This is a genomic window from Collinsella aerofaciens (assembly GCF_028206995.1).
Lineage (GTDB): Bacteria > Actinomycetota > Coriobacteriia > Coriobacteriales > Coriobacteriaceae > Collinsella > Collinsella aerofaciens_AQ.
On the sequence record NZ_JAQLFL010000003.1, the window covers coordinates 108,479 to 132,439 of the forward strand.

Annotated in this window: 23 protein-coding genes; 8 read left to right on the forward strand and 15 right to left on the reverse strand. The window is 60.8% G+C overall.

The features are described 5' to 3' along the window. The first annotated feature begins 166 nt into the window (after positions 1-166). The 4 genes from PMX60_RS03595 to PMX60_RS03610 are packed head-to-tail and all read left to right on the forward strand — an operon-like array spanning position 167 to position 4,397. On the forward strand, positions 167-652 hold the full coding sequence (locus PMX60_RS03595; RefSeq protein ID WP_271746916.1) for a hypothetical protein: 486 nt from the start codon (positions 167-169) through the stop codon (positions 650-652). A 1-nt stretch (position 653) separates the two neighbouring features. After that, complete coding sequence (locus PMX60_RS03600) at positions 654-1,118, forward strand: hypothetical protein (protein ID WP_271746917.1); 465 nt, start codon at positions 654-656, stop codon at positions 1,116-1,118. Beyond that, the gene (locus PMX60_RS03605; RefSeq protein WP_271746918.1) at positions 1,105-2,463 is read left to right on the forward strand and encodes a hypothetical protein; all 1,359 of its coding nucleotides are present in this window, start codon (positions 1,105-1,107) and stop codon (positions 2,461-2,463) included. The genes PMX60_RS03600 and PMX60_RS03605 overlap by 14 nt, the downstream gene beginning before the upstream one ends. Continuing rightward, positions 2,460-4,397 carry a type IV secretory system conjugative DNA transfer family protein gene (locus tag PMX60_RS03610; RefSeq protein WP_271746919.1) on the forward strand — a complete coding sequence of 646 codons (1,938 nt, stop codon included), beginning with the start codon at positions 2,460-2,462 and terminating at the stop codon, positions 4,395-4,397. Before PMX60_RS03605 ends, PMX60_RS03610 begins: the two co-directional genes overlap by 4 nt. Positions 4,398-4,668: 271 nt before the next feature. On the opposite strand, the gene PMX60_RS03615 is transcribed toward PMX60_RS03610, so the two are convergent. Then, a complete protein-coding gene (locus PMX60_RS03615) occupies positions 4,669-4,899 on the reverse strand; it encodes a helix-turn-helix domain-containing protein (RefSeq protein ID WP_117745728.1) in 231 nt (76 codons plus the stop codon). 121 nt (positions 4,900-5,020) lie between these two features. Here PMX60_RS03615 and PMX60_RS03620 point away from each other — a divergent pair, with 121 nt between their 5' ends. Together PMX60_RS03620 and PMX60_RS03625 are read left to right on the forward strand one after the other, a co-directional pair. After that, the gene (locus tag PMX60_RS03620; protein WP_271746920.1) at positions 5,021-5,815 is read left to right on the forward strand and encodes a hypothetical protein; all 795 of its coding nucleotides are present in this window, start codon (positions 5,021-5,023) and stop codon (positions 5,813-5,815) included. A 67-nt stretch (positions 5,816-5,882) separates the two neighbouring features. Next, positions 5,883-6,569, forward strand: coding sequence for a hypothetical protein (locus tag PMX60_RS03625; protein ID WP_271746921.1), 687 nt, complete (start codon positions 5,883-5,885; stop codon positions 6,567-6,569). Positions 6,570-6,794: 225 nt separating this feature from the next. Here PMX60_RS03625 and PMX60_RS03630 read toward each other — a convergent pair whose 3' ends face one another. From PMX60_RS03630 to guaA, 7 genes are all read right to left on the reverse strand, one after another. Continuing rightward, positions 6,795-7,088, reverse strand: a complete 294-nt coding sequence (locus PMX60_RS03630) for a hypothetical protein (RefSeq protein WP_271746922.1) — start codon at positions 7,086-7,088, stop codon at positions 6,795-6,797. Positions 7,089-7,092: 4 nt separating this feature from the next. Beyond that, positions 7,093-7,530 (reverse strand): DUF2958 domain-containing protein, encoded by a 438-nt coding sequence (locus tag PMX60_RS03635; protein WP_271746923.1) that lies wholly within the window; start codon positions 7,528-7,530, stop codon positions 7,093-7,095. A gap of 252 nt (positions 7,531-7,782) precedes the next feature. Further along, complete coding sequence (locus tag PMX60_RS03640; RefSeq protein WP_271746925.1) at positions 7,783-10,692, reverse strand: DEAD/DEAH box helicase; 2,910 nt, start codon at positions 10,690-10,692, stop codon at positions 7,783-7,785. A 2-nt stretch (positions 10,693-10,694) separates the two neighbouring features. After that, positions 10,695-12,533 carry a site-specific DNA-methyltransferase gene (locus PMX60_RS03645; protein ID WP_271746926.1) on the reverse strand — a complete coding sequence of 613 codons (1,839 nt, stop codon included), beginning with the start codon at positions 12,531-12,533 and terminating at the stop codon, positions 10,695-10,697. Positions 12,534-12,606: 73 nt separating this feature from the next. Then, positions 12,607-12,879 carry a hypothetical protein gene (locus PMX60_RS03650; RefSeq protein ID WP_199572798.1) on the reverse strand — a complete coding sequence of 91 codons (273 nt, stop codon included), beginning with the start codon at positions 12,877-12,879 and terminating at the stop codon, positions 12,607-12,609. Further along, on the reverse strand, positions 12,879-13,046 hold the full coding sequence (locus PMX60_RS03655) for a hypothetical protein (protein ID WP_158553195.1): 168 nt from the start codon (positions 13,044-13,046) through the stop codon (positions 12,879-12,881). Before PMX60_RS03655 ends, PMX60_RS03650 begins: the two co-directional genes overlap by 1 nt. Before the next feature lie 488 nt (positions 13,047-13,534). Next, positions 13,535-15,133: a glutamine-hydrolyzing GMP synthase gene (guaA, locus tag PMX60_RS03660; protein ID WP_117770017.1), complete on the reverse strand. Its 1,599-nt coding sequence runs from the start codon at positions 15,131-15,133 to the stop codon at positions 13,535-13,537. Between the two features lie 267 nt (positions 15,134-15,400). On the opposite strand from guaA, the gene PMX60_RS03665 reads away from it, so the two are divergent. Then, positions 15,401-16,414 (forward strand): asparaginase, encoded by a 1,014-nt coding sequence (locus tag PMX60_RS03665; protein ID WP_138375286.1) that lies wholly within the window; start codon positions 15,401-15,403, stop codon positions 16,412-16,414. Between the two features lie 22 nt (positions 16,415-16,436). On the opposite strand, the gene PMX60_RS10225 is transcribed toward PMX60_RS03665, so the two are convergent. Continuing rightward, positions 16,437-16,655, reverse strand: a complete 219-nt coding sequence (locus PMX60_RS10225) for a helix-turn-helix domain-containing protein (protein ID WP_035136926.1) — start codon at positions 16,653-16,655, stop codon at positions 16,437-16,439. A gap of 76 nt (positions 16,656-16,731) precedes the next feature. Between PMX60_RS10225 and PMX60_RS03670 the strand changes: the two genes are divergently transcribed. Further along, positions 16,732-17,121, forward strand: a complete 390-nt coding sequence (locus PMX60_RS03670; RefSeq protein WP_271746927.1) for a hypothetical protein — start codon at positions 16,732-16,734, stop codon at positions 17,119-17,121. 9 nt (positions 17,122-17,130) lie between these two features. Here PMX60_RS03670 and PMX60_RS03675 read toward each other — a convergent pair whose 3' ends face one another. The 6 genes from PMX60_RS03675 to PMX60_RS03700 all read right to left on the reverse strand — a co-directional run bounded on the left by PMX60_RS03675 (position 17,131) and on the right by PMX60_RS03700 (position 23,709). Then, the gene (locus PMX60_RS03675) at positions 17,131-17,514 is read right to left on the reverse strand and encodes a DUF1648 domain-containing protein (RefSeq protein WP_089572786.1); all 384 of its coding nucleotides are present in this window, start codon (positions 17,512-17,514) and stop codon (positions 17,131-17,133) included. Positions 17,515-17,525: 11 nt separating this feature from the next. Further along, on the reverse strand, positions 17,526-18,602 hold the full coding sequence (ychF, locus tag PMX60_RS03680) for a redox-regulated ATPase YchF (protein ID WP_035136922.1): 1,077 nt from the start codon (positions 18,600-18,602) through the stop codon (positions 17,526-17,528). 114 nt (positions 18,603-18,716) lie between these two features. Continuing rightward, positions 18,717-19,970, reverse strand: a complete 1,254-nt coding sequence (locus PMX60_RS03685) for a 4Fe-4S binding protein (protein WP_271746928.1) — start codon at positions 19,968-19,970, stop codon at positions 18,717-18,719. A gap of 150 nt (positions 19,971-20,120) precedes the next feature. Next, a complete protein-coding gene (locus PMX60_RS03690; RefSeq protein ID WP_138375290.1) occupies positions 20,121-21,188 on the reverse strand; it encodes a glycerol dehydrogenase in 1,068 nt (355 codons plus the stop codon). A gap of 113 nt (positions 21,189-21,301) precedes the next feature. Continuing rightward, entirely contained in the window at positions 21,302-22,402 is a 1,101-nt protein-coding gene (locus PMX60_RS03695) for a glycerol dehydrogenase (protein ID WP_271746929.1), read from the reverse strand. Positions 22,403-22,485: 83 nt separating this feature from the next. Continuing rightward, positions 22,486-23,709, reverse strand: a complete 1,224-nt coding sequence (locus tag PMX60_RS03700; RefSeq protein ID WP_117583326.1) for an iron-containing alcohol dehydrogenase — start codon at positions 23,707-23,709, stop codon at positions 22,486-22,488. Positions 23,710-23,961: the final 252 nt, after the last annotated feature.

Sequence of the window (23,961 nt, forward strand, 5' to 3'; positions counted from 1 at the left end):
CAAGACTCGGCAGACGGTGCCGAAGGTGCCATGGATTCCAAAACTCTTGGCCGCTCCTCGGCACCTTCGGCACCACGCAGTCTCTCCGCAGCTAGAACCATCGCTAACCAAGACATTCAAGCGAGTTGCCGGCACCCGTGCGGCACCGGCAGAAAGGAAACACACGATGAAACTGATCGAGAAAATGAAATCGCGCCTCGCCGACCTCCTCGGGACAATCCCCGAGCACAAGGGCGACGCCGTCGACTCCGTACTCTCCCATCTGTTGGAATCCGATCCCGGCCTGAACTTCACGCGAGCAGGGCGGGTCAACGAGCGTCCGGGTTTCACGCGCGTCGTTCGCGCCGGAATCGCCTACTACGCGAAGCGGGAGTGCAAGGTCTTGAACCCGTTCAAGGAAGGCGGAAACGGCGTCTATTTCGTCAAGGGCTGCAACGACGACCCCACAGGCATCTTCTTCACCGACACTTTCAACGTCGACGACGTAGAGTACAGCGATGCCATCGCGGCCTATCTCTTCGCCTACGGAATCCCCCGCGACGATCTCGTCATGGTACCCATCACCTTCTGGCCCAGGACCTACGAGCGCACGCCCGAGAACATCGCCGCCCTCCGCGCCGTCGGTGCGCCCCTCCCGAACGAGGGACTCTAAAATGGCCATCGGAAAAGACGGGTCGAAGGTCATGAGCCTCCGGCTCCCTGACAAGGCATATCGCCGCCTCCACGCCTACGGGGTTTCCAAGGATCTTAGCGACAGCGCAGCCGCCCGCGAGCTCATCGCCGCCGGGCTCGCCTCCGACGGCCTGGCGCTCTACTCCACTGAGCTCGGAACCTATCTGCGCGGCGTCATGCAGCCGCTGCTCGAGCAGCTCGACCACATGCTCGACGAACGCAACGCTGAGCAGGAGGACCGCATCGCGCGCGTCGTACACCGCGCGACCCGCGCCTCTATCGTCGCGGCCATCGCGGCGGTCGAGATCGAGAAGGGCACGTTCGAGGGCCTGGATGGCGTGAGCGCCTCGGACATCTACGCCGCTTACGACAAGCAGGCCGGCCTCATGCAGCGCGGCATGACGCTCTCGGAGGCAAGGGAGCGTCTGTCCGATGGCAAGTCGTAGCAGCCTCGTCGTGAACGCCCGTGTGCACCTCTCCGGGTCGCGCGGGCGTTCCGCCGTCATCACCAACAACGTCGAGTACGTCGCCACGCGCGAGGGGGCCGACAAATCCGCAACCGTCGACGACCTCAAGCGCTACGAGCTCGCAGAGAGGATGGGGCTCATCGGCTACTGCGCCGAGAGGCCCGGGTCGACCGCGCTCTTCGACCAGAACGGGGCCGTCCAGCTCCGCACGGCCCGCAAGGAGCTCGAAAAGGCTGACGGCGCGATTGCTACCGTTGTGCTCAGCGTCCGCAGGGACGAGGCATGCGAGCTCGACCTCGCGTGCAAGGAGGACTGGCAGCGCTTCTGCCGCCGAAACCTCGCGCCGGCGCTTGCCGAGGCAATGGGCATCCCCGAGTCCAGCGTCCGTTGGGTAGCCGCCGAGCACGAAAACCACCCGAATTCCAAGCACGCGCACGTTATTGCGTGGTCGTCCGATGGCTCGTTCGATTCACTCATGGCCCGCAACAGGCTCGACCGGGCTAGAAACGCGCTCACCGACGCGGCCCTGGCCCCGGCGCTCGCGGCCGAGTATGAGGCCCGCGACCTCGCGAGGTCGCGGGCGGTCGACGCCGTCCGCCAAATCCCCGCCGACGAGATTGGCGTCACGCTGCCTGCGGACGGCCGAATCTCCTACGCGCACCTCCGCCGCTGGCACCCAGATGTCGCCAAGGCCGTCGATGTCGCAATCGCGGAAGCAGGGTCGAGGCATCCTGAAATCAAAGGGGCGAGCGCCGCTTACAGCAAGTCCGTGGAGCGTTGCGCCGGCCTCAAAGGCCTCGAAAGCGTTGCGCGGGACCGCTACGTGAACAACGCCATGCAGGAGCTACGCGCGCGCCAGGGCAACGCCCTGCTGAGGGTCATCGCACCCGACCGGACAACGGACCCCGAAAGGGAACTGATGAGGTCCGCAAGGCCGGACGGCGGGCCTGCAACGGAGCGCAAGCGCATGAAACCGCTCATCGGCGAGGTCCGCGCCTGCGTCACCGGTGAAGATCTGGAGGGGGCGCGAGAAGCCGTCCGCGAGCTCAGGCCTATCCCGGAGAGGTGTCTCCGGTCATGTCCGTCCTACGCGCTTTCTATGGCAAAAGCCCCGGTTGCCGTGAGCAGGGCCCTTACCAAAGCGCTCGCATTCGCAACGGAGAACCCCAGAGGCAAGAAGGATCTGTCAGATGAGGTCGGCCAGAAAGCTGAGCGCGCGCTCGCAAGGGCGCTCGCAGCCGCTGCATCGGCCGCGATCAGGGGCGATACGGCGGGCATCGTACTCGACCCCGCGAAAACCATAGTGAAGGGAATGATTCTATGAGCAAGCAGAAGAGCTTCAACGTCGACGAGGGCGCGCATTTCAAGCGCTGTGTCGCCGCCGGCACGGCCGCTGGGACCGCGATCGCGCTCATCCTACTGCCGGCAGCATGGCACTGGCTGAAAGCATGGGTCACCGGCATCGCCGCGACGCTCACAAGCTTCGGGACGGCCGCAGCACCCGAACTCCCCGATACCATGTTCCAAAACCCACTCGAAGTCCTGCCAGAGCTGATCCAGGACGACGCCTTCCTCGTGGGATGCATGGCGACCCTCGCCATCTCCACGATAGCAGGCGTCTGGAGCCACTTCGACTGGTCGCGCTGGCTCCACGACGGGACCTGGGTCGGTGGGCGCCGCGCGCCGGGCGCGCCCATCCACGGCGACGCGAGGCTCATCTCGGCACACGGCGAGCTTAAGCGCAAGAGCAAATCGTGGCAGGAGGGCGAAAGACCCTCGGGTGGCACACTGGTCGTGGGCGAAATCGGGAAGAGCGTCAGGCTCATCGACTCGGTCCACGCTTGCATCCTTGCCGAGAGTGGCGAGGGCAAGAGCCGTCGAGTCGCCATTTTGTCAGCCTTGGCTAACTTCGAGCAAGGCCGTTCCCTCATCATCAACGACATCAAAGGGGAGCTCCGCGCCTTTCTCGAGCCGACGTTTGAAAAGGCCGGCACGCACCGCATCGTCGACGTGATGTTCGATTCGCCCGCCTCTTCGGCGCGGTTCGACCCGCTCGAGAGGGCGAAGGAAGCCTTTAATGCGGAGGGAACCGGCGGCTGCACCCGCGAGCTGCGGGAAGTCGCGCGCTGCATAGTACCCGCACCGTCGAAGGGACAGCCGTTCTTTTATGACGGGGCCCGGAACCTGTTCGTCGGCATCTCCCTCGCCCTCATCGAGGGTCCGTCCATCCCCAATGAGGAAAAGACCGTCATGTCCGTCGCCGCGGCGATCTCGCCCTCGGGCGAGAAGGGAGCGCTCGAGCGCGTCGCCGCCCTGGCGGCATCTCTGCCTTCAGGTGACCCCGCACTCCCCTTTCTCGGAGGCCTCAACGGCGAGCACGGAGGCGGCCCGGGCATCGTCTCGACCCTCAGCAATTGCCTGACCGAATACATCGACGGCAACGTGGCGAGAATGCTGCACGACGACGAGTGCGAACTCGGCGGCATCGGCGAGGAGCCCACTGTGGTCTTCGTCTCGTCCTCCTCAGCAACCGGAAACTATAAGCGGCTCGTGCAGACGTTCGTCTCACAGGCGCTCTCGGCGCTGCGCTCCTGCGCCGGCGCCCACGCCGGCCGCTGTCCCGTAGAGACCGTCCTTCTCCTCGACGAGGCGGCGTCCCTCGGCCGCAGCGAACGCATCGTCCAGGACCTCGGTGAGATGAGATCAGAGAGGATCAGCGTCCTGTGGTTCTGCCAGTCGCTCCTACAGCTCCAGTCAGCTTCCGGCTACAGCCGCGAGGAAGCCGAGACAATACTCGACCTTCTCAAAGATAAGGTCATACTTTCATGCTCCAACCTCGACACGGCACGCAAGCTCTCGGAATCGATGGGCTCCTACACCGCGATCGCGCAGTCCACGAGCAGAACGAAGGGAACGAACACCGGGTCAACCGGCACGAGCGAGGGACTCGTCCGCAGGCCGCTCATCACGCCCGACGAGCTTCAACGCTGGACGGGCCGCGAGACAGGAGCCCTCGTGATCCACGACGGCGTACCTATGGCCTTCCCCAGCAGGGACGTCACCGAGACCTTCGTCGGGCCCATGCTCGGGATGGCGTCCCCCGAGGCCGAACGGGCACTTATGGAGCAATCGACCGCTCGCCGCGAGATCAGGAACGAGACGGTACCGAACGTTTGGCAGGGCCCGTGTACTACCGATGGCACGACGGCACCGACGAGGCCGCAAGCAGTCACAAGCTACGTTCCCGAAGGCTTCTAGCCTCGTAATCGTCCACAACCAGCGAAAACGCCTCGATCTACTACACGCCCATGTCCGCGCATTACACGCGGATATGGACGCCTTCCGTTCTCAGCACAGGCATCTACCTGCGCTTTCGAACTCGGCTCGCCGAGTTGCGCCGTTTGCCTCCGGCGAAACGTAGTGGAGCCTTATCCTGCACCGCCGCTTCGTGGCGGAAAACCGAATCCAGGGTGACGCGTAGCATTCGAACCACAGCGTCGAAAAATGACGTCAGAAGCCCGCCGCCGAGCTATCCATCGAACAGGTCTGAATTGAAAAACTCTCGCAGGGAGACGCCGAGCCCGCCTGCGATGCGCTCGATGTTCTCGATGGAGACGTTGCGCTTGCCAGTCTCGACTTCGGCGAAATAGGTGCGCGACATCTCGATGGAATATGCGAAGGCCTCTTGGCTCACGCCGAGTCCGGCCCTCAATTCCTTGACGCGAAGCCCCACGCGCATCTTGGGGCCCAGTTGAGTCATTGGCACCTCCTTACCGTCGGTGTCAATGATTCGGCCCTGTTCTATATAAGTCACACCTATATAAGTGACAGTTTGAATTACAATACGGGAATCAGAGGATTTCAATCTGGGAGGAAGCACGATGAACATTGAAATCTCTAGAAGGGCGTTTCTCGCAGCGGGACCCCTCGCCGTCATGGGCTCGCTCGGGCTCGCCGGGTGCGGCAAGAGCAGTATCAGCGGCAAGACCCTCTACTACTACTCGGTTTGCGGCAGCGTGGCCCTCGGCAAGGTGTGCGCGAACAAGCCCGGAAGCGCGTCGACGATCAAGTTCGACGACGACACATGGCACTACGTCGGCTCCACCGAACTCAGTGGCGACTGGAAAGCCGAGGACGATGACGTGGTCCTGTCTTCCTCGCAGCTCGGCACCGTCACGCTCGTAAGGCAGGACGACGGGAGCTACGTGCCCTCGGGGTCCGAGGGCTACGGCGAGAGGTACTTCGTGGACGAGTCCGCGGCGCAGTCCTACTACGACGAGTACACGGCGGCGACGCCTGACAGGGTGAGAGACACACTGGAGAGCGCCACCTGGTCGGTGAAAAACCCGCCCTCGACCCAAACCGTCGCAGAGACGCTCTCGTTCGACAACGGCTCGCTCGCATTCACGAAGGGCGAATACCAGAGGAAGGGCTCTTACACCGATGCTCCGCGCGAGAGCTCATGGCTCGCCTCGGACCATTCGGGCGAATACGACCTCGACGTGACCTCCCAGTGGGTGAGCTCGGACGGATCGTCGCCGCGCCCCTTAATCTACGAGGGGACGATGACCGTCGGGGGCGAGGCGACAGACTTTAAGCTGTCCGACCGCAGGGGCTCCCTCACGCTAACCCTTTCCTCCGAGTGGAGCGCGGTGGTGTTCGTCAATGGAGAGTAGGCGCGACAGGGGCAGGTGGCTCGCGACAACGTCCCTCGCGCGCATGGCGTCGCGGAAAGCCGCGGCTGTGGCGACGGCAATCCTGCTCCTCGCATTCCTCGCCCTCGTCTGGGCTAACGCCTCACCCGCGGAAAACGGAGCCGGAGGCGAGCCGGCTGCGCACGCGTGGCGGGAATCCGAGGAGGCTTCCGGAGAAGATGGAAGCGCCGGTTCCGCCCCTCAGGACGACGCGAGTGGAGCCTCCGAGCCGGCGGCGAAGGGCGACCAGACCGAGGATGCCTCCGCGAACAGAGGTGAGGCAACGAGGAAGGGTGCAGGCGCCACGTCGTTGAGGGGCGATGCCGCGAGCGCCACCAAACCAGGACCGAAAGGCTCCTCCGAGCAAGGGACCGCTGCCCACAAACACAACTGGGTAGCCCAGACCAAGACTGTCCATCACGACGCGCAGTATAAGACCGTCCATCATGATGCGGTGACACATCAGGTGTGGCATGACGCGGTGACGGAGGAACACTATATCTGCAACCAGTGCGGTGCGGATATCACGTCTGACCCTTGGGGGCATATTAACAACTCTCTTATGAATGGTGGTAATTGCGGAAGCTATCACTCTACCTATGTGACTGTAAAGCAGGGGTATTATGAGACCGTGACCGACCAAGCGGCCTATGACGAGCAGGTGCAGGTGCGCGATGCATGGGATGAGACTGTGACCACTGGGTATAAGTGCTCGGGCTGCGGAGCCACGAAATAGCGTCCGTAGCCGGATTCCGGGTCAGAGCGTGTATATGCCAGACAGGAGTCCATCGACGACAAACGCATAAATCCCAAAACTCGTCACGCACCCTCGAGTTTCCTTAAGCAAGGTTCCAAGGGGCAGCAGCCCCTTGGCGCGCAGGGGTGCGGGGATGGCGCGAGGCATCCCCGGAAAAGCTGGCGCGGGCATGCCGATGGCATGCCCGCGTTCTCCGTATGCGCCTCACCCCTCTCCGGCAACGTACACGGTCCGGCCGCTCTCGCAGTCAATGCTCTCCACGTCGCCGAATCCGATGCGGACGGCAGTCCATCCGCCCCCGTCCTCCACCAAGGCATCGGCCTCGTCGCGTGCGCCCGAGACGAGTCGCCCGAGTTCGGGCGACCCCTCCGGAGCAGTACCCACCTCGAACGCCCCGCCCTCGCCGCCCGACTCAAACTCGACGACGACAGTCAGCGCGACGGCTCCGCCCGGGTACTTGCCGAATCTGCCCACGGCGCCAACCTCGTCCATCTCCATGGAGCTACCTCCCCTTGACGGCGCTAAGCGGCTTCGGCTCGAAGTGCTCGTCGCGCTCGACGGCGGCGAACCCCATCTGGCGGTTCAGCTCGGCCATCTCCTTGATGCTGAAGTAGCCGAGCTCGTCGTCGTAGCCCTCGACGAGGCCGAACGCCTCGTCCGTCCCATCGAACTCGAGCAGCCACCAGTCCCATCCGTTCACGCACGAGAAGTAGTGGACGTATACCGTGGGGTCTTCCGCGCCGTCTTGCTCATAGAGCCTCGGCAGCCCCTCCGCAATCTCCCTCGTCATCAGCTCCTGCATGTCTTCCTCCGTTTCCGGGCACGCTGCCCTGAACATCTCGCCCTTGCGGGCAAAGCCGAATGGCGACGCCGCGCGTCGTCGGTCGGCTTTGCTCCCTGCAAAGCCGCACCGGAGCGAAGACGGGTCAAGGGAGTCCATGACGACCTCCACCAACCGGAGCGGAGCGGAGGTTTGTGCGGGGTCTCATGGGCCCCTTGACGCGGCGTAGCGGAGGTGCCACCCACGTAACGGATACGAGGTCATGACCGACGAATGCCACCGAAACGCTTGAAATCATTGGTCAAGACTGAAGAGAGGCGGCCGCCCCTAACGGACGGCCGCCTTAGCGAGCCTTACTAATTCGGTTCTTGTATATGATCCGAGACGCCCGCCAGGCAAATCCCGACAATCCTAGTGATAGTCGTTTGCGAAGGAGCCGTAGAAGAGCGCCTTACAGTCGACATCGCTGTAGCCCATCACGGCATCCTGCACATCGGATCGCAAGAGGTTGAGCACCTTGTACACGCCCTCGCCCATATCCCCGACGAAGAGTACCTGCTTGAACACATCGGGATAATCGCGCAGATAGGTCACATAGCCCCTAAGCTTTGCTAGCGTGTCGCCGAGGAACTCGCCATGAGGGTCAACGATGGACGGCCTGATGACGCCCGCTGCATCCTTCACGAAGAAGAGGAAGTCTGGATGCAGGGCCTTGCGTCCCACCGAAGACATGTACGGAATCGAAAACGCCTTAGCAGACATGCTGCCCGACGGATTGCGATAGAAGGCAACCGTGCGATTCTTTGCCAATTCGTTCCTAACGATATAGTCTTCCGCCGGGTTCAGGTCGAGCGGGCAGAGGCCGTCCTCTTTCTGCACGATATGGCACGGATATTTAGCGAAGTCGTCCGACGTGCTGGTAGACGTGGGCCACTCTATCTTTGTGAGGCGCTTGCCCTCAGTTTCACGGGCCAGCTCGTCGTAGCGCTGCTTTGCCGCGTCGTTAAGGTAGTCATAATCGCCAGATCCATCGACCTTATCGAAGTATTCCTTTCGGCATTGAGCCGCCCAGCCCTCGAGCGCATCAACGATGGCCTGCGTGCGCACCGCTGCGGCAAGGCGCAGGTCGCACCCGGGCCGCCCAAGCTCCTTGAAGTTGGCGCGACGATACTCATTCGCAAACTCCTTAGTGAAATGCATGTCGGCGTCGCGGGCGGCCTTTCTGAGGCCCTCGGCGTCCGTGCGGGCCTCCTCCTGCTCCTGGTCCTCGGTCTCGTTGAGCTTGTCGAGCGTGATCTTGACGGTCTCGGCAACCTCTACGTCGTGTTTGGCTTCGCGGTACTCGTCCTCGTTAGCAACGATGTATCCCTTGAGCTTCTGGACGAACTGTTTTTTCACGTCGGCCGCGGCATTGACATCGAGGCCAGTCTCGACAAGCAGAGTCGCCGTCTTAACCAGGCTCTGGAATTCGTTCCTGGCCTTTTTCGGAATGCGCTGCACGGGGATGGAATCGAAGGCTGTGCGGATGCCCTGCCACTCCTGATGCGTGAAAGACTGCTCGCGCTTGGTGGGCGGCTTGGGCTTTGCCATGGGCACGGGTATTACGACCGAGACGGGCTGGGTCGGCTCGGTCTGTGCGGAACTTGGCTCAGGTGTCGCAGGTTGCTGCGGGGCAGACGCTGCAACGTAGTTGCCCGTTGCGGGCTGAGGCGCCAGCTCCGCTTCTGGCGCCGGGACGTCGACGGGCCTGACCGCCGAGGCAAGCGAGGGCTGCGCTCCCTGCATGTCCAACGGCTCCTGAATCGCGATGCCGGCAAGCGGCGCCTGGTAGCCGGGTTGTGCCTGCCGCGCCGCCTCGATGGCTTTCTCGTTCTCCTCGTACGCCTTGAGCTCCTGTTGGTAGTCGGCTTCGGACTTGGGCGCAGCCGCCGTGATAGTCACGGGGTTGAGAACGATGTTCTGCTTGCCGATGGAGCTCTCGCCCATGTCGTCCTTGCGGCCCATGAGGTAGTCGACCACGTCCTGAGTGCTCTCGGGATTGAACTGGGGCAGGTAGCAGGCGACGGAGTTCAAAAGATCATCGGATTCGATGCGCCGCGCAAGTGGAGTGCGTACCATACGTCCCACGAGCTGTGCGATATAGGTCGAGTCCGAACGCCTGCGCTGCGAGAAGATGACCTCCGCTCGCGGGCAGTCCCATCCGTTGGAGACAGCCTCCTTGGCGAAGAGCACGCGAATGCGCGAGGTGTCCTGAACGAACTCGGGTTCGACATAGGGAATAAGGTATTTTCCCGCCGCGATGTCCTTATGCTCGCCGAAGACGTTGGCGAACGACATCGCCTCGGAAAGGCCGGGGACCAGGCCCGTGATCTGGTCGCACATCTCAGCCAGGGCCGAGTTGCTCACGTTGTCCGCCGCTTGGATGAGCAGCAGCGGGTTGACGGGGCTCTCGCCCTCACGGGCACAGTACTCGCCCCATTCGCGGCAAGTCAGGGCATAGCGCTCGCACGCCATAGTGAGGTACTGGTGCTCGACCGGGTCGTCCTTCTCTGGCACGCGCAACTCGATGATGTCCTTGAGCAGACCTGACTCCTGGACCTCGCGAGGGGTCACAGCGACCTTTGGCATACGTACGCGATCGGCGCGCTGGTCCATGGCCGCCTCGAACCTCTGCGGCGTGGCAGAGACCCCGACGACGATGGGCATCGCTGCACGGCCGTCGAGCCCATCAATGAGGCTGGCGTAGATCGTCGCGGTGCCGCGCTCGCTCGAGGCATTGGCCCCCAGACCGCGATGGGCCTCGTCTATGAACAGATAGAGGTTACGCTCCGGGTCCCTGATGGTGCGGTCAAGGATGTCCCAGAACACGCGGCCGGAGTTGGCCTCACTACCCTTGGTGAGCAGGCCGTTCTTACTGAGTAGGTCCTTGCTGAGGAAATAGACGTGGCGCGGCTCGAGAATGTCGTGCGCGGCTCCGAAGTCGTTGGTAATTGTGACCAGGTGGCGCCTGTCAAGGATGCTGTCTGCCAGCTTGTCCGCCACGTTTGAGAAACGCACGCTCGTCTGCTCGTTCAGGCTCGGGGAATCCGAGAGCCAAAGAACGACGGCATTCTCGTCGGGCATGAGGCTCAGATCGTCGTCTCCGAAGAAGAGCGCTTCGATCGTCGCTGCGCACATGACCGTTTTGCCCGACCCCGTGGGAGATGCGAGGCATATCGAGGACAGCTCGCCGTCCTGCTCGTAGCGTCGGCGCATCGACTGCAACTTGTTCGCCAGGGTCGCGACCGCACCGGCTTGGAAATCCTTAAGTTCGACTCTCATGTTTACCTCACCGCATCCTCGGCGGCAATCTTGAACGATTGCAGGTAGTTCTCGTACAGGCGGACGACGTCGAGCCCAGGCAGTTGTGCCTTGACGGAGGCGTATCGAGCCGTGTCGTCCGTGATCACATAGGCGCACCCTATGCTGGCATTCTGCTTGACGGCGTCTATGAAAGCGCCGACCGAAGCAAAGTCGAAGAGGACGGCGTAGGCGTCGGCCATGGCAAAGCCCGGCTGCTCGTGCTTGATGATGCTGCCACGCGAACCAGCGCGCAGCCAGAGCAGGGGCGCGATCTCCTCGAAGGCCACGCCCAGCTCGACGGCGTCCGGGTCTTCGTAGGTGAGGTCAAAGAAGACGGCGTTTTCCTCGAAGCCGTCGGCCATGGGGAACTCGTCGGTGAACTTGTAGTCACCCTTGATGGAATCGCCCTCGGGCGTCTTACCCGTGATGGCCGCCGTGACGCGTGGTTTGGTAACGTACTGGCAGATGCCCAGCGCCTCCCATTCGGGGTCGCCCTGGCGAAGACCGCGCTTGGTGAGCTTTTTGGATTCGTCCTCGGAGACCTCGTTATTCGTTACGCTGATGGAGCGCCTGCGCCCGCCGTCCTGATGGTTCAAGCGCATGACGGCATGTGCCGTGGTGCCCGATCCTGAGAAGAAATCGACTACAAGGGCGTCGGGCTTGTCGGCAACAACGGAAGCGATTGAGAGCTCGGTCGCATAAAGGGACTTTGGAAATGTGAAGCGCCTATCGCCGATGAACTTTTTGATATATCGGCTCCCGTATTCACCGGCAGAGAACTGCGTGCCACTCCAAACAGTTGTTGGAATGGCAGAGCGCTCTCCCTGCTCTTCGAGAAGCAAGGACCCATCCTCAGCCTTGCCGATGAGTTTAATTTCTCCATTCTTGAGACGCTCCTCTTGGGAATCTCCTAGGTAAAGGAGGGAGTACCGATCACTCTTTTTGTTGTACTCACCTACTTTTGCGCACCCGCGATCAAGCTTGGCCTGTAGAGCATTCTGGGAGATCCTCCAAGTCGCCTCTCGGCCATCGGTCCTAATAGGCCAAACTGCCCTGAGACCCGTTTTTGTCGGTATCTTTGTCCAGTCTTGTTCAAGGGGGAGAGAAGCGCCGAGCTCCTTAATTGTCGCGGTCTCCTCATCGATATAGATGGGATAGAAGAGGTTCGGCCTTGCGGTGCGAGCGGCATTGGGACCGCCCCTCAGCAGCCACTCCCAACGTACTTTACGTTGGGAGCGGCTGCTCGACGCGTCATCAGCCACTTTTTCCTCAAGTTCTCCGAACTCAACGGAATAGAGTCTGCGGTCCACTTGGCACGGCGCGGCGGTGCCAAAAAAGCAAAAGACAGCGTACTCGTCAGCTCTCTTGAACTGGTTGCCGCGGGCAACCCCGTTCTTGTTTATGGTGATTGAAACCGTCTGGATACCGGTCGCGTTGGGAAAAACGCTCTCTAAAAGAAGCTCAAGCCTTGCGTACTCCTTCTCGTCGATCGTCACGATGAGTACGGAATCGTTGGGGTTGAGCAGCTGCTTGGCGAGCTTGAGGCGGCGCTCCATGAAGGCAAGCCACTTGGAGTGGCGATAGGCGTCGGAGCCGTCGACGTAATCGTTGTTGTATTTCCAGTCGCGGGCGCCAGTGTTATAGGGTGGGTCAATATATATGCAGTCCACTTTGCCTGCATAGGCAAAGGCCAAGGTTTCAAGAGCATGGTAGTTTTCGCCGTTAATGACTACTTGATAGGGCTTATCGCCAGCGCGCTCGACACGCCCAGTCTCTTTGAGGCCAGCATAAATCGGCTGGTCATATTCAGCAACAGGCACGACATCGTCGACAGCAACGGAGCGGGGCTCACAATCGTTTTCGTCATATGAGGGCGATTGATATGGCTTTAGATCAGCAACCCCCCCCCCGAACGGCATTTACCAACCATAGCAGTTGGGAGCTAGAGTCCTCTTTTTTACCACGCTCGGGAAGCACCTGTACGACATCGCCCTCCATGATAGGCTTGCCATAAAGGCGAAGTCGCTCTGGACGGTTGTGTTCAAATACAAGCCCAAACTGGCGCTGCGCAGCAAAGGCGCGGATGTCGGCAGCGAGCTGACGATCGCCCAGCTTGACAGCGCGATCAACAAGGTTCTGAACGACCGCTTGCGCCGTCTGAGACATCACTTCTCCCCCTTGCACTTCTCGTCAATCCATTCGCGCAGGACTTTAGCCACCGTCTTATCCTGGCGCGCGGCATAGGACTTAAGAGCCCGCTTATCCTCGCGGGTTATCGAGAGCGTGAACTTATCTAGCTCCCTTTCGGCATGAACAGCCTGATCTTCCTCCATGATCGCCCCTCCGAATTGACCCGTTCTACGTTCCTTAATTGACCGAAATCATTTTACTTCAGAATACGTAATTACGTAATTACGTATGCAAATTTGAGCCATGCATCACTCAATCACTAGTCAGTATTCGTTGACGAATCGTTGGGGATAACGAATATATCGAGGTAGACAGTCGTTTTTACCGTCTGCGAGTACCAGCAAATCGATACTCAAAACGTCGTGAGTACATTTTGAGTACCAGTCCGAGCGGCCTCTTGCGGGCGGACGCGATCTGCCGGTCAGCATTAATTGAAATAAATTGATGGCGTTGCTTCGGTAATTGAAAACACTTTAAAAAATACCAGCAAACAATAATCCCAGCTAAACAGCTTGAGAGATTGCGTGGCTGGTTTGCATGTACCACATACACCACAGCACACACGCGCCCATGGCAGGCAAATAAAAAACGAGGGAGGCCGTTTCCGACCTCCCTCGCAAAGGGCTATTTACTATTCCCACTCGATCGTCGCGGGCGGCTTGGACGTGATGTCGTAGCACACGCGGTTGGCGCCGGGGACCTCGGCCACGATACGGCCGGAAATGCGGGCCAGCACGTCGTAGGGCAGCTTGGCCCAGTCGGCGGTCATGGCATCGCTGGACTCGACGGCGCGCAGGATGATCGGGCGCTGATAGGTGCGCTCGTCGCCCATGACGCCCACGGACTTAATGTCGGGCAGAACCGCAAAGTACTGCCAGCAGCTGTGCTCGGAGTTGCGCTCGCCGGTCTGCTCAAACAGACGCTGGTTGTAGGCGTCGAGCTCCTCGCGCACGATAGCGTCGGCGTTCTTGAGAATCTCGAGCTTCTCCTTGTCGACCGCGCCGATGATGCGGATGGCCAGACCCGGGCCCGGGAAAGGCTGGCGGAACACGATATGACCCGGCAGGCCGAGCGCCAGACCAAGTGCGCGGACCTCGTCCTTAAAGAAGTGATCGAGCGGCTCGATGAGGTCGAAGTGCACGCCCTCGGGGAACGGGATTAGGTTGTGATGGCTCTTGATGGTGGCCGTCTTGCCGCCCGTCTTGCGAGCGCCGGACTCGATGATGTCGGGGTAGATGGTGCCCTGGGCCAGGTACTTGACCGGCTTGCCGTCGGTCTCGAGCTGCTGCGCCACGGCGAAGAACTCTTTCCAGAACTGCGTACCGATGATGCGGCGCTTCTCCTCGGGCTCGGTCACGCCGGCCAGAAGCTCGGCATAACGGTCCTCGGCGTGGACGTGGATAAAGTCGACGTCAAACTGCTTGGTGAAGACCTCCTCCACCTGCTCGGGCTCGCCCTTGCGCAGCAGGCCGTGGTTGATGAACACGCAGGTCATCTGCTTGCCCACGGCGCGGGCACCCAGTGCAGCCACGACGGAGGAGTCAACGCCGCCGGACAGGGCAAGAATCACGCGGTCGTTGCCGACCTTCTCGCGGAACTCGGCCGTCATGGTCTCGACCAGGTTGTCCATGCTCCAGTTGGGCTCCAGGCCGCAGATCTCAAACAGGAAGTTGCTCAGCAGCTGCTGACCATACTCGGAGTGCTTGACCTCGGGGTGGAACTGCGTTGTGAAGATCTTGCGCTCGGGGCACTCCATGGCAGCAACCGGGCACACGTCGGTGCTGGCGGTAACGGTAAAGCCCTCGGGCACCTCGGAAACGGCGTCGCGGTGGCTCATCCACACGGTCTGCTCCATGGGCGTAGAGTTAAAGAGCTTGGCACCAGCCGTGCGCGTGATGGTGGCGCGGCCATACTCGCCCACCTCAGAGTGGCCGACCTTGCCGCCGAGCGTCACGGCCGTGATCTGATGGCCGTAGCAAAAGCCCAGGACGGGAAGGCCCAGGTCAAAGATGGCGGGATCGATAGACGGAGCGTCCTCGGCATACACGGAAGCCGGGCCGCCGGAAAGGATGAGCGCAGAGGCGTTCATCTCGCGAATCTCGTCGGCCGAGATGTCGCAGGGGACGATCTCGGAATACACGTTGAGGTCGCGGACGCGACGGGCAATGAGCTGACCGTACTGCGCACCAAAGTCGAGTACGAGGACCTTTGCGGAAGCCTTTTGATCCATGGTTCCCCCTCTTGTTGGCGGGGAGCCGGTGCCCACCCGCGTGAATGAACGAAAATAACCTCCATAGTGTACACGTTATATGGGGTTTCTCGCCCCTCGCAGCCATCAGCGCACGGCAAACGCACGACCTGGGCCCTTATTTGACGGCAATTGAAGTGTTTTCAAACGTTACAGATGATGTAATACGTTTGAACATTGGACGCCCTGTGCCACAATACTGCCGAACGACTCCGCCTCTGCGGCGGCAAATACGATAGGAATACCAGCATGAAGCGCATCCTTCTCATCGCCACGGGCGGCACCATCGCATCGACCGAGGACGGCAACGGCCTCTCCCCCGCCCTGACCGGTGAGGAGCTCGCCCAGAGCGTCCCCGAGATCTCGGGGCTCTGCGAGCTCGACGTCGTGCAGCCCATGAACATCGACAGCACCAACATGCGCCCGAGCGACTGGATGCGTATCCGCGACGTCATTGTCGAGGGTTATGCCGACCACGACGGCTTCGTGATTCTGCACGGCACTGACACCATGAGCTACACCGCAGCAGCGCTTTCCTACCTGATTCAGGACAGCCCCAAGCCCATCGTGCTCACCGGCTCGCAAAAGCCCATGGGCAATCCCTTTACCGACGCCAAGCTCAACCTGTACCAGAGCCTGCTCTATGCACTCGACGAGCATTCGCACGATGTGTCGATTGTGTTTGGCGGCGTCGCCATTGCCGGTACGCGCGCCCGCAAGCAGCGCACCATGAGCTTCAACGCATTCATTAGCGTCAACTATCCGCCCATTGCCTACATCCGCAATGACCGTATCGTGCGCAACGGGCTTCACGGCACGCATCAGGACGAAAACCCGGTGCATTTCTACGACAGCATCGACCCGCGCGTATTTGTACTCAAGCTTACGCCCGGCGTAAACCCGGGCATCCTCGACGCCCTAGCCGATAGCTACGATGCTGTAATCCTTGAGACCTTTGGCATTGGCGGTATCCCCGAGTTTGGCGAGTCCGGTGAGTCATTCCAGGAGGCGATTTTCCGCTGGGTCGATTCGGGTCGCACCGTCGTCATGACCACACAGGTCCCCGAAGAGGGCCTCGATCTGGGCGTTTATGAGGTCGGCCGCGCTTACGCCGATCATCCGGGCATCCTGCGCGGCGATGACATGACCACCGAGACGCTCGTGGCCAAAACCATGTGGGCGCTCGGCCAGTCACGCGATGCGGCTGAGATTCAGCGTCTGTTCTACAGCCAAGTCAACCACGACCGCATCCCGATGGCGTAATTCAGCTGTCGGCGGGTATCCCCTATTCGATACCCTCAAGAAGCTCTGACACCGTCATACCGAGTGCGGGTGCGATCTTAAATAGAACCTTGAGCGTGAAATTTGCCGTCCCATCTTCGATTCGGTCGAGGTAGGGTCGGCTGATTCCTGTCGCCACACAAAAATCAACCTTGGAGATACCAAGGTCTCTGCGTGTCTCTTCGACCCGCCTACCAAGAATCTGTTTCGCACGTTCGTCCATGCAGCCGAGTTTGAAATGGAGCCGAACATAAACGTAAACTATAGTTTACGTTTTGCCGAATACACAGGAGTTTTCTATGTCGGGTTCTTCGGTCCGCATGTACCGAGCCACGCCTCGCACAAACAGCGCGCCGCCCAAGCTCGTCGTCGTTGAATCAGAATGCCTTTCGCCCGATGAGCGCACAGCATTTGCATTGCTATCAAGTCGCGTCGCCGCCGTTCTGGTCCCTTGCCCGGCGCAAGGTGAACTTGCTATCCAATGCCAGGCGCACAGCTGCTCGCTCAATCAGGCTGCCGTGATCGCAACCAGCCAACGCGGTCTGCCCCTTCTCCTGGAAGCCGGTATCGCACTCGCCCTTCGCGGCGCCGGATACGAAAACGAGGCCGCCGCCGACATGGTCTTTAAACCACGATCGAGCGGCGGCCTCGCAGCAGCTATCGAATATATGTGCAGACTCGTTGCCTAAAAGGACAAGCTAGAAACCAAAGCCAAAGCCCGTTCCGGTAATCGCCGAGTACATAAAGTAAACGTTGATCACGTTGAGGAACACACCCGTAATGCAACCGTTGCGCAGGTAGCGCTCGCACACGATGCGCGCCATGGCGGCGGAGTCGTCATTGTTCTTGGCTTGGCGTCCCGCCGTAAAGTACGTCGCCACGCTCAGCAGCAGATTGAGTACCGGCAGTGCCAGCAGCTCGTAGCTCTTACCCCAGCGCGTCACCTCGCCGGCGGCGTTAAACTTCGTTGCCACCTCGGGGCCAATGTTGGGGATAACACACGCTGCGACCACCAGCGGAATCACCGCAAGTACGAGCAGCGCAATACCCATGTAGCCAGCTTTTTTGCCATATTTGAACATATGCGTCGTCCTTACACGTTAAAGCGGAAGTGCACGACGTCGCCATCGGCCATGACATAGTCCTTGCCCTCAATACGCAACTTGCCGGCGGCCTTGGCGCCCTGCTCGCCGCCGAGCTCGATGTAGTCGTCGTAGCCAATGACCTCGGCCTTAATAAAGCCGCGCTCAAAATCGGTGTGGATGACGCCGGCGGCCTGCGGGGCGGTCGCGCCCTGACGAACCGTCCAGGCCTTGACCTCCATCTCGCCGGCCGTAAAGAACGACTGCAGGCCGAGCAGCTTGTAGGCAGCCTGAGCGAGCACGTCCAGGCCGGGCTGCTCCAGGCCCAGGCTCTCCAGGTAGTCGGCGGCGTCCTCGGGATCGAGCTCGGAAAGCTCTGCCTCGATCTTGGCGCAGATGGGCAGCGGCTTGACACCATCGATGGGCGCCAGATCGTCGTTGAGCATATCCTCGTCCACGTTGGCCACATACAGGATGGGCTTCATGGTGAGCAGGAACAGCCCCTTGGCGGCGGCACGCTCCTCGTCGGTCATCTCCATGGATGCGGCGCGCTTGCCCTCGTTGAGCCAGGCAAGCAGGCGCTTGGCAACCTCGAACTTGGGCATGAGCTCCTTGTCGCGCTTGGCCTCCTTCTCGAGCTTAGGCAGCTGCTTCTCGAGCGTGCCCATGTCGGCCAGGATGAGCTCGGTCATGATGGTGTCGGCATCGCCGGCGGGATCGACGAACTCGCCCGTGCGGCCCACCTCACGCATGACGTTGGGGTCCTTAAAGTAGCGCACGACCTCGCAGATGGCGTCGGTCTCGCGAATGTTGGCCAGGAACTGGTTGCCCAGGCCCTCGCCCTCGTTAGCGCCCTTCACCAGACCTGCGATGTCGACGAACTCGACCGTCGCCGGCACAATGCGACCCGGGTTAACGATGTCGGCAAGCTTTTGCAAGCGGCTATCGGGCACGTCGACGATACCCACGTTGGGGTCGATCGTGGCAAACGGGTAGTTGGCGGCAAGGCCGGTCTTTTTGGTAAGCGCGGTGAACAGCGTCGACTTGCCCACGTTGGGCAGGCCCACGATACCGATGGAAAGGGACACGACAGCTCCTTTTGGTACAGGTACTTCAAACCGTATAAGTATAGCGCCGCCGCAGCATCCGGGCGAATCCGGACACCGCGGCGGCGCAAATGAAGCAGAGATAGAGCTCGCTGACTAGTCCGCGAGCTTCTCCACCTGATCGAGCATCTTGTCAAGCTTGGCCTTTGCCTCGGCCTTGGCCTTCTGGGCCTCTTCGTGGGCCTTGGCCTTCTGAGCGGCCTTTTCCTCGGCCTCGGGGTCGACAACGACCAGATTGGACGCATCGTGCTCGACCAGCTTGAGCGCATGCTCGGGGCACACCTTGACGCAGGCTCCGCAACCTAGGCAATACGTGGACTCCAGTGCAAAGCGACCGCTTCCCACCAAATCGCAGGCAAACGTGGGGCACACGTTGACGCACTCGCCGCATGACGTGCACTTGTCAAAATCGCATTCCGGTGTGCTCACCTGCATATTCTGGGCAAGCTCGGGGTGGTTCTGCAGCGTCGAGAGCACCAGCTGCCGCCCGTGCGTGAGCGAACGGCGACGCTTGGTCGTCGTGGTGCCGCACATGGTGTTGAGCGTGCGCTCGAGCTGCGTGATCTGGTGACGGTGAGCCTTCAACTTCTGCGTCACCGAGGCCAGCGCCGCCGTCGCCGGATTGAGCTTGGTCACCGTCAGGCCCGTGGTGCGGGCAATCTTATCCATGTACTCCTTGCGCTCGTACTCGCGGCGCTTATGGCATTTGAGGCTCTTGGGGTCGACCTCCAGGCCCATGCCCGTACCCGCCCACTCCTCGGCGGTAGCAATGGCCTCGCCCAAAATGTCCTCGCCACCGGTGTTGCGGCACTTATCGCACACGCCCAGTGGCAGGTAGACGCTCACGTTGGGATAGTCCGCCAGTACCGAGAACCAGGTCTCGGCCGTAATATCGCCCACGCAGGCAACGACGACCTCGTTTTCGCGCGGCATGCGCTTAAGGGCGCGCGTGCAGGTAACGTAGGCGGTCTCGTGGCTCGTGGCAGCAGAGACGATATCGTCATACAGGTTTTTGGGCGCCAGGCGCGGCGAGATGATCGCCTCGGTCGGACAGGCAGCGGCGCACAGGCCGCACTTGCGACAGGAGTCGAGGATCTCGATGGCGTCTTCCTCGACCTCGATAGCGTTGACCGGGCACACGTCCATGCACGCAGTGCAGCCGCTCTTTTCGTTTTTGCAGGTCAGGCACGGAATGGTGTTACCGCGCGGACGCTCCTTGTAGTCGGCAGGATTCCATTGCGGCGCCGACGGATCGAGTGCATCGGTCACACCGCCAAGCGGGTTTTTAAGAAAGTCGAAACCCTTGCTGATCTCGATAATGTCATCAAACAGATCGTGTTCCTGCGCCATGCGCGGCCCCTCCCTGAGCAGTGCAAACAAGCAAGAGATAATGATACGCTATCGGCCCACGCCTCGGGCAAATTACACGCGGCGCACCTTGAGGGAAATAACCCATGGCCTATCGCCGCCCCGATTGCACAAGGTCAATCAAGCGCCAAGCTATGCCTCGCACATGAGCTGCACGAGCTTCTGTTTGGTCACCTTGGCCTGCTCGTTGGCCATATTGCGCTCGTTTCTAAAGACCGCATCCGCAACGCTCATCAGATCGGTATCGGAAATCTCGCCAAGTCCCAGCTCCGCGAGCGTCGTCGGTAGACCAACGCGCTGGCAAAACTCGAGCACCTGATCAAGCTCGGGCGCACGCTCCAGGCGCAGCTGCACCACCAGGCCAAATGCCACGGCCTCACCATGCATGGCCTTGCACTCGGGCAGAATCGTCAGGCCGTTGGCTATGGCATGGGCAAGCGCTAGGCCACCACTCTCAAAGCCAACACCCGAGAGCAGAATATTGCACTCGATCAGGCGCTCAACCGCTGGCGATGTACGGCCCTTTTTGAGATCGCGCTTGGCAGCGACGCCGCACTCCATGAGTGTGTCATAGCAGGCACGAGCCGCAACCAAGGCCAAGTGTCCCGGCGCGCCACCGTGCTCGTTGGCGCCGTGCGCCGCGGCGCACGAACGCGCCTCGAAATACGTTGCCAGCGCATCGCCCATACCAGCGACCGTCATACGCAGCGGGGCCGCCGCGACCACGTTGGTATCGACCACGACCAGGTCTGGATTCTTCTCGAGCATCAGGTAGCGGTCGAACGACCCATCCTCGTGATACAGCACCGAAATCGCGCTGCACGGACCGTCCATCGACGCCGCCGTGGGACATACGCACAACGGCAACTCGGCATAAAACGCAACGGCCTTGGCGATATCGAGCATCTTGCCGCCGCCAATGCCCACCACCATGTCGCAATACTCGGCCCGGGCTTCCTTGGCCATTTCGACAACGGCATCTTCCGTACACGGACCGTTGTAAATCTTAAAGAACGGCTCGCTTAGATCTTCATCCAGAAATCCATCGACGATCTGCCTGCACAGCCGATCCTCGGTGCCCTGGTCAAACAAGACATAGGCAGCGCAGCCCAACCATGACAAATACCTGCCCTGACGCGAGAGCTCACCCGGCCCCTGAACATATCGTCCGGGACCGCCATAAACCATGGGAAGCGCCATACGAGAATCTGCCCTTTCATCAACAACAATTGGTGCAAAGCAACCTGACCCCTTTGCACCATAGCAAAAATGGGCAAAGCCGTCTGCCGGCTTTGCCCCTTCCTTAGCTTGATTTACTCATCCATGAGATAGTAGTGGCCCAGCGCGTCGGCACCCAAGATGGCGTTTGCGACCATCTCGAGCGTCACCTCAAACGGCATGTTGCACATGGTGTCATCGGGCGCGCAGGCGGCCTCGGCAACAATCATGGCCTGCTCGCGCGTAAGCTCGGCAACGCCAAGTTCCTTCATCGTGACCGGCAGGCCCAGCTCAATGCAGAAGCCCAAGACTTCCTCGAGCTTCTCGGTCGGGGCATCCTCGAGTACCAGCTGGACGATGGTGCCAAAGGCGACCTTCTCGCCGTGATACATGCCGTGGCACTCGGGCAGCATCGTCAGGCCATTGTGGATGGCATGAGCAGCAGCAAGGCCCGAGCTCTCAAAGCCAATGCCCGAAAGCAGCGTATTGGCCTCGATGATATGCTCGACGGCAGGCGTGAGCGCACCCTTCTCCAGCGCGACCTTGGCCTTGACGCCATCGGCCATAAGCGTCTCGTAGCAGAGCTTGGCGAGCGCCAGGCCGGCCATTCCGCCCTTGCCGCCGGCGCAAGTGCCACCGTCGGCATCGTGCGTCGCCTGGGCCTCAAAGTAGGTTGCGAGCGCATCGCCCATACCGGAAACCGTCAGGCGCACCGGGCTCGCCGCGATAACCGTCGTATCCATCAGGACAATGTTGGGGTTTGCCTTAAGGAACAGGTACTTATCGAACTGGCCGTCGTCGGTGTAGAGCACCGAAAGTGCCGAGCACGGCGCATCGGTCGAGGCGATGGTGGGGCAAATGATAACCGGGGACTCCAGGTAGTAGGCAACGGCCTTGGCGGTGTCGAGGATCTTGCCGCCACCGACGCCGACGATGATATCGCAACCGTTGTCGCGCGCGAGCGCCACCAAACGGTCGACCTCGCCCTTGGAGCACTCGCCATTAAAGTCCTCAAACAGCAGCTCGGCCTTAGCCTCGGCAAAGCCGCCCTCGATCTTGGCACCGACGCGCTTCTTGCCCGAAGGCGTCACAATAACGAGGGCCTTAGCGCCGAGCGGCTCGACATAGGAGCCGAGCTTGGCGAGCTCGTCCGGACCCTGGATGTACTTGCTGGGGCTATTGAAAATTGCAGCCATAACTATCCCATTCTCTAAAAGAAAAAAGAAAGGGGCTCCGTACGGATACGTGCGGAGCCCCTCGTTACGATAACAAGAGTCGATTAGAAATCGATGTCGGTGTCGTAGTAGCAGGCCTTGAGAATCTTCTCGAAGTCGGCAGCCTTGGTCTCACGCGGGTTCTCGGGCGTGCAGGCGTCGGTCTCGGCGTTCGCGGCAATCTCGGGCAGCTTGGCGAGGAACTCCTCCTCGGAAACCATCTGCGGGTTCTCGGCGTCGACCTTCACGCCGCCATTCGCGTAATCCTTGATGGACTGCGGAATGTTGAGCTGGTCGTTGAGGTCGCGAATCTTCTGGACGAGCGCAGCGATGAGCTCCTCGTTGGTCTCGCCGGGAAGGTGCAGGATCTCCTTGGCCACGTAAGCGTAACGCTCGGCAGCACGCGGGTCCTTGGAGTTCCACTGGATGACCTTGCCCAGGTACATGGCGTTAGCAGCACCGTGGATGATGTGGCCGTTCTCGAAGGCAGCACCGGTCTTGTGAGCCATGGAGTGAACGATGCCGAGCAGGCCCGAGGAGAAGGCGATACCGGCGATGCACTGAGCCTCGTGCATGTGCTGACGGGCCTCATGGTCGCCAGCATAGGACTTGGGCAGCCACTCGACGATCTCGCGGATGCCGTGCAGGGCGTTGGCGTCGGTGAACATAGAGGCGCAGGTGGAAACGTAAGCCTCCATGCAGTGGGTCAGAGCGTCCATGCCGGTGTGAGCGCACAGCTTGGCGGGCATGGTGTAGGTGAGCTCCGGGTCGACGATGGCGACATCAGGGGTGATGTTGAAGTCGGCCAGCGGGTACTTGATGCCCTTGGCGTAGTCGGTAATGACGGAGAACGCGGTGACCTCGGTAGCGGTGCCGGAGGTAGAGGAGATGGCGCAGAAATGAGCCTTCTGACGCAGCTCGGGGAAGCTGAACGGCTGGATGATGTTATCGAAGGACTCCTCGGGATACTCGTAGAAGACCCACATGGCCTTAGCGGCATCGATGGGCGAGCCGCCGCCGATGGCGATAATCCAGTCGGGCTCGAACTCGCGCATGGCCTCGGCGCCCTTCATGACCGTCTCGATGGACGGGTCGGACTCGACGCCCTCGAACAGCTTGACCTCGAAACCGCCTTCCTTAAGGTCGGCCTCAACGTCCTGCAGGAACCCGCCGCGGCGCATAGAGCTGCCGCCAGAAACGATGATGGCCTTCTTGCCCTTGAGGTTCTTCACCTCGTGGCGAGCGCCCTCACCAAAGTACAGATCGCGAGGATTGGTAAAACGTCCCATACTGTGCCTCCTAAACAAGCCCCTCTTAGACTTGCGTATATAACGGAGCACCCGATTGGCTCCGTTAGGACCGTTTTGCGCGTTGCCGGCGATGACAATGCGCGATGTCTGAACGTCTCAACGCTCAGACAAACACTATTTTACCGTTCTGGTTGGTCAGTTATTCACCTAAAGCCGATAATGATGAAACGTTTTTTCTATCCCTGAAGACCCTTGTGGGGCATTCATACTCCCAAGCTGGGCAAACGTTTT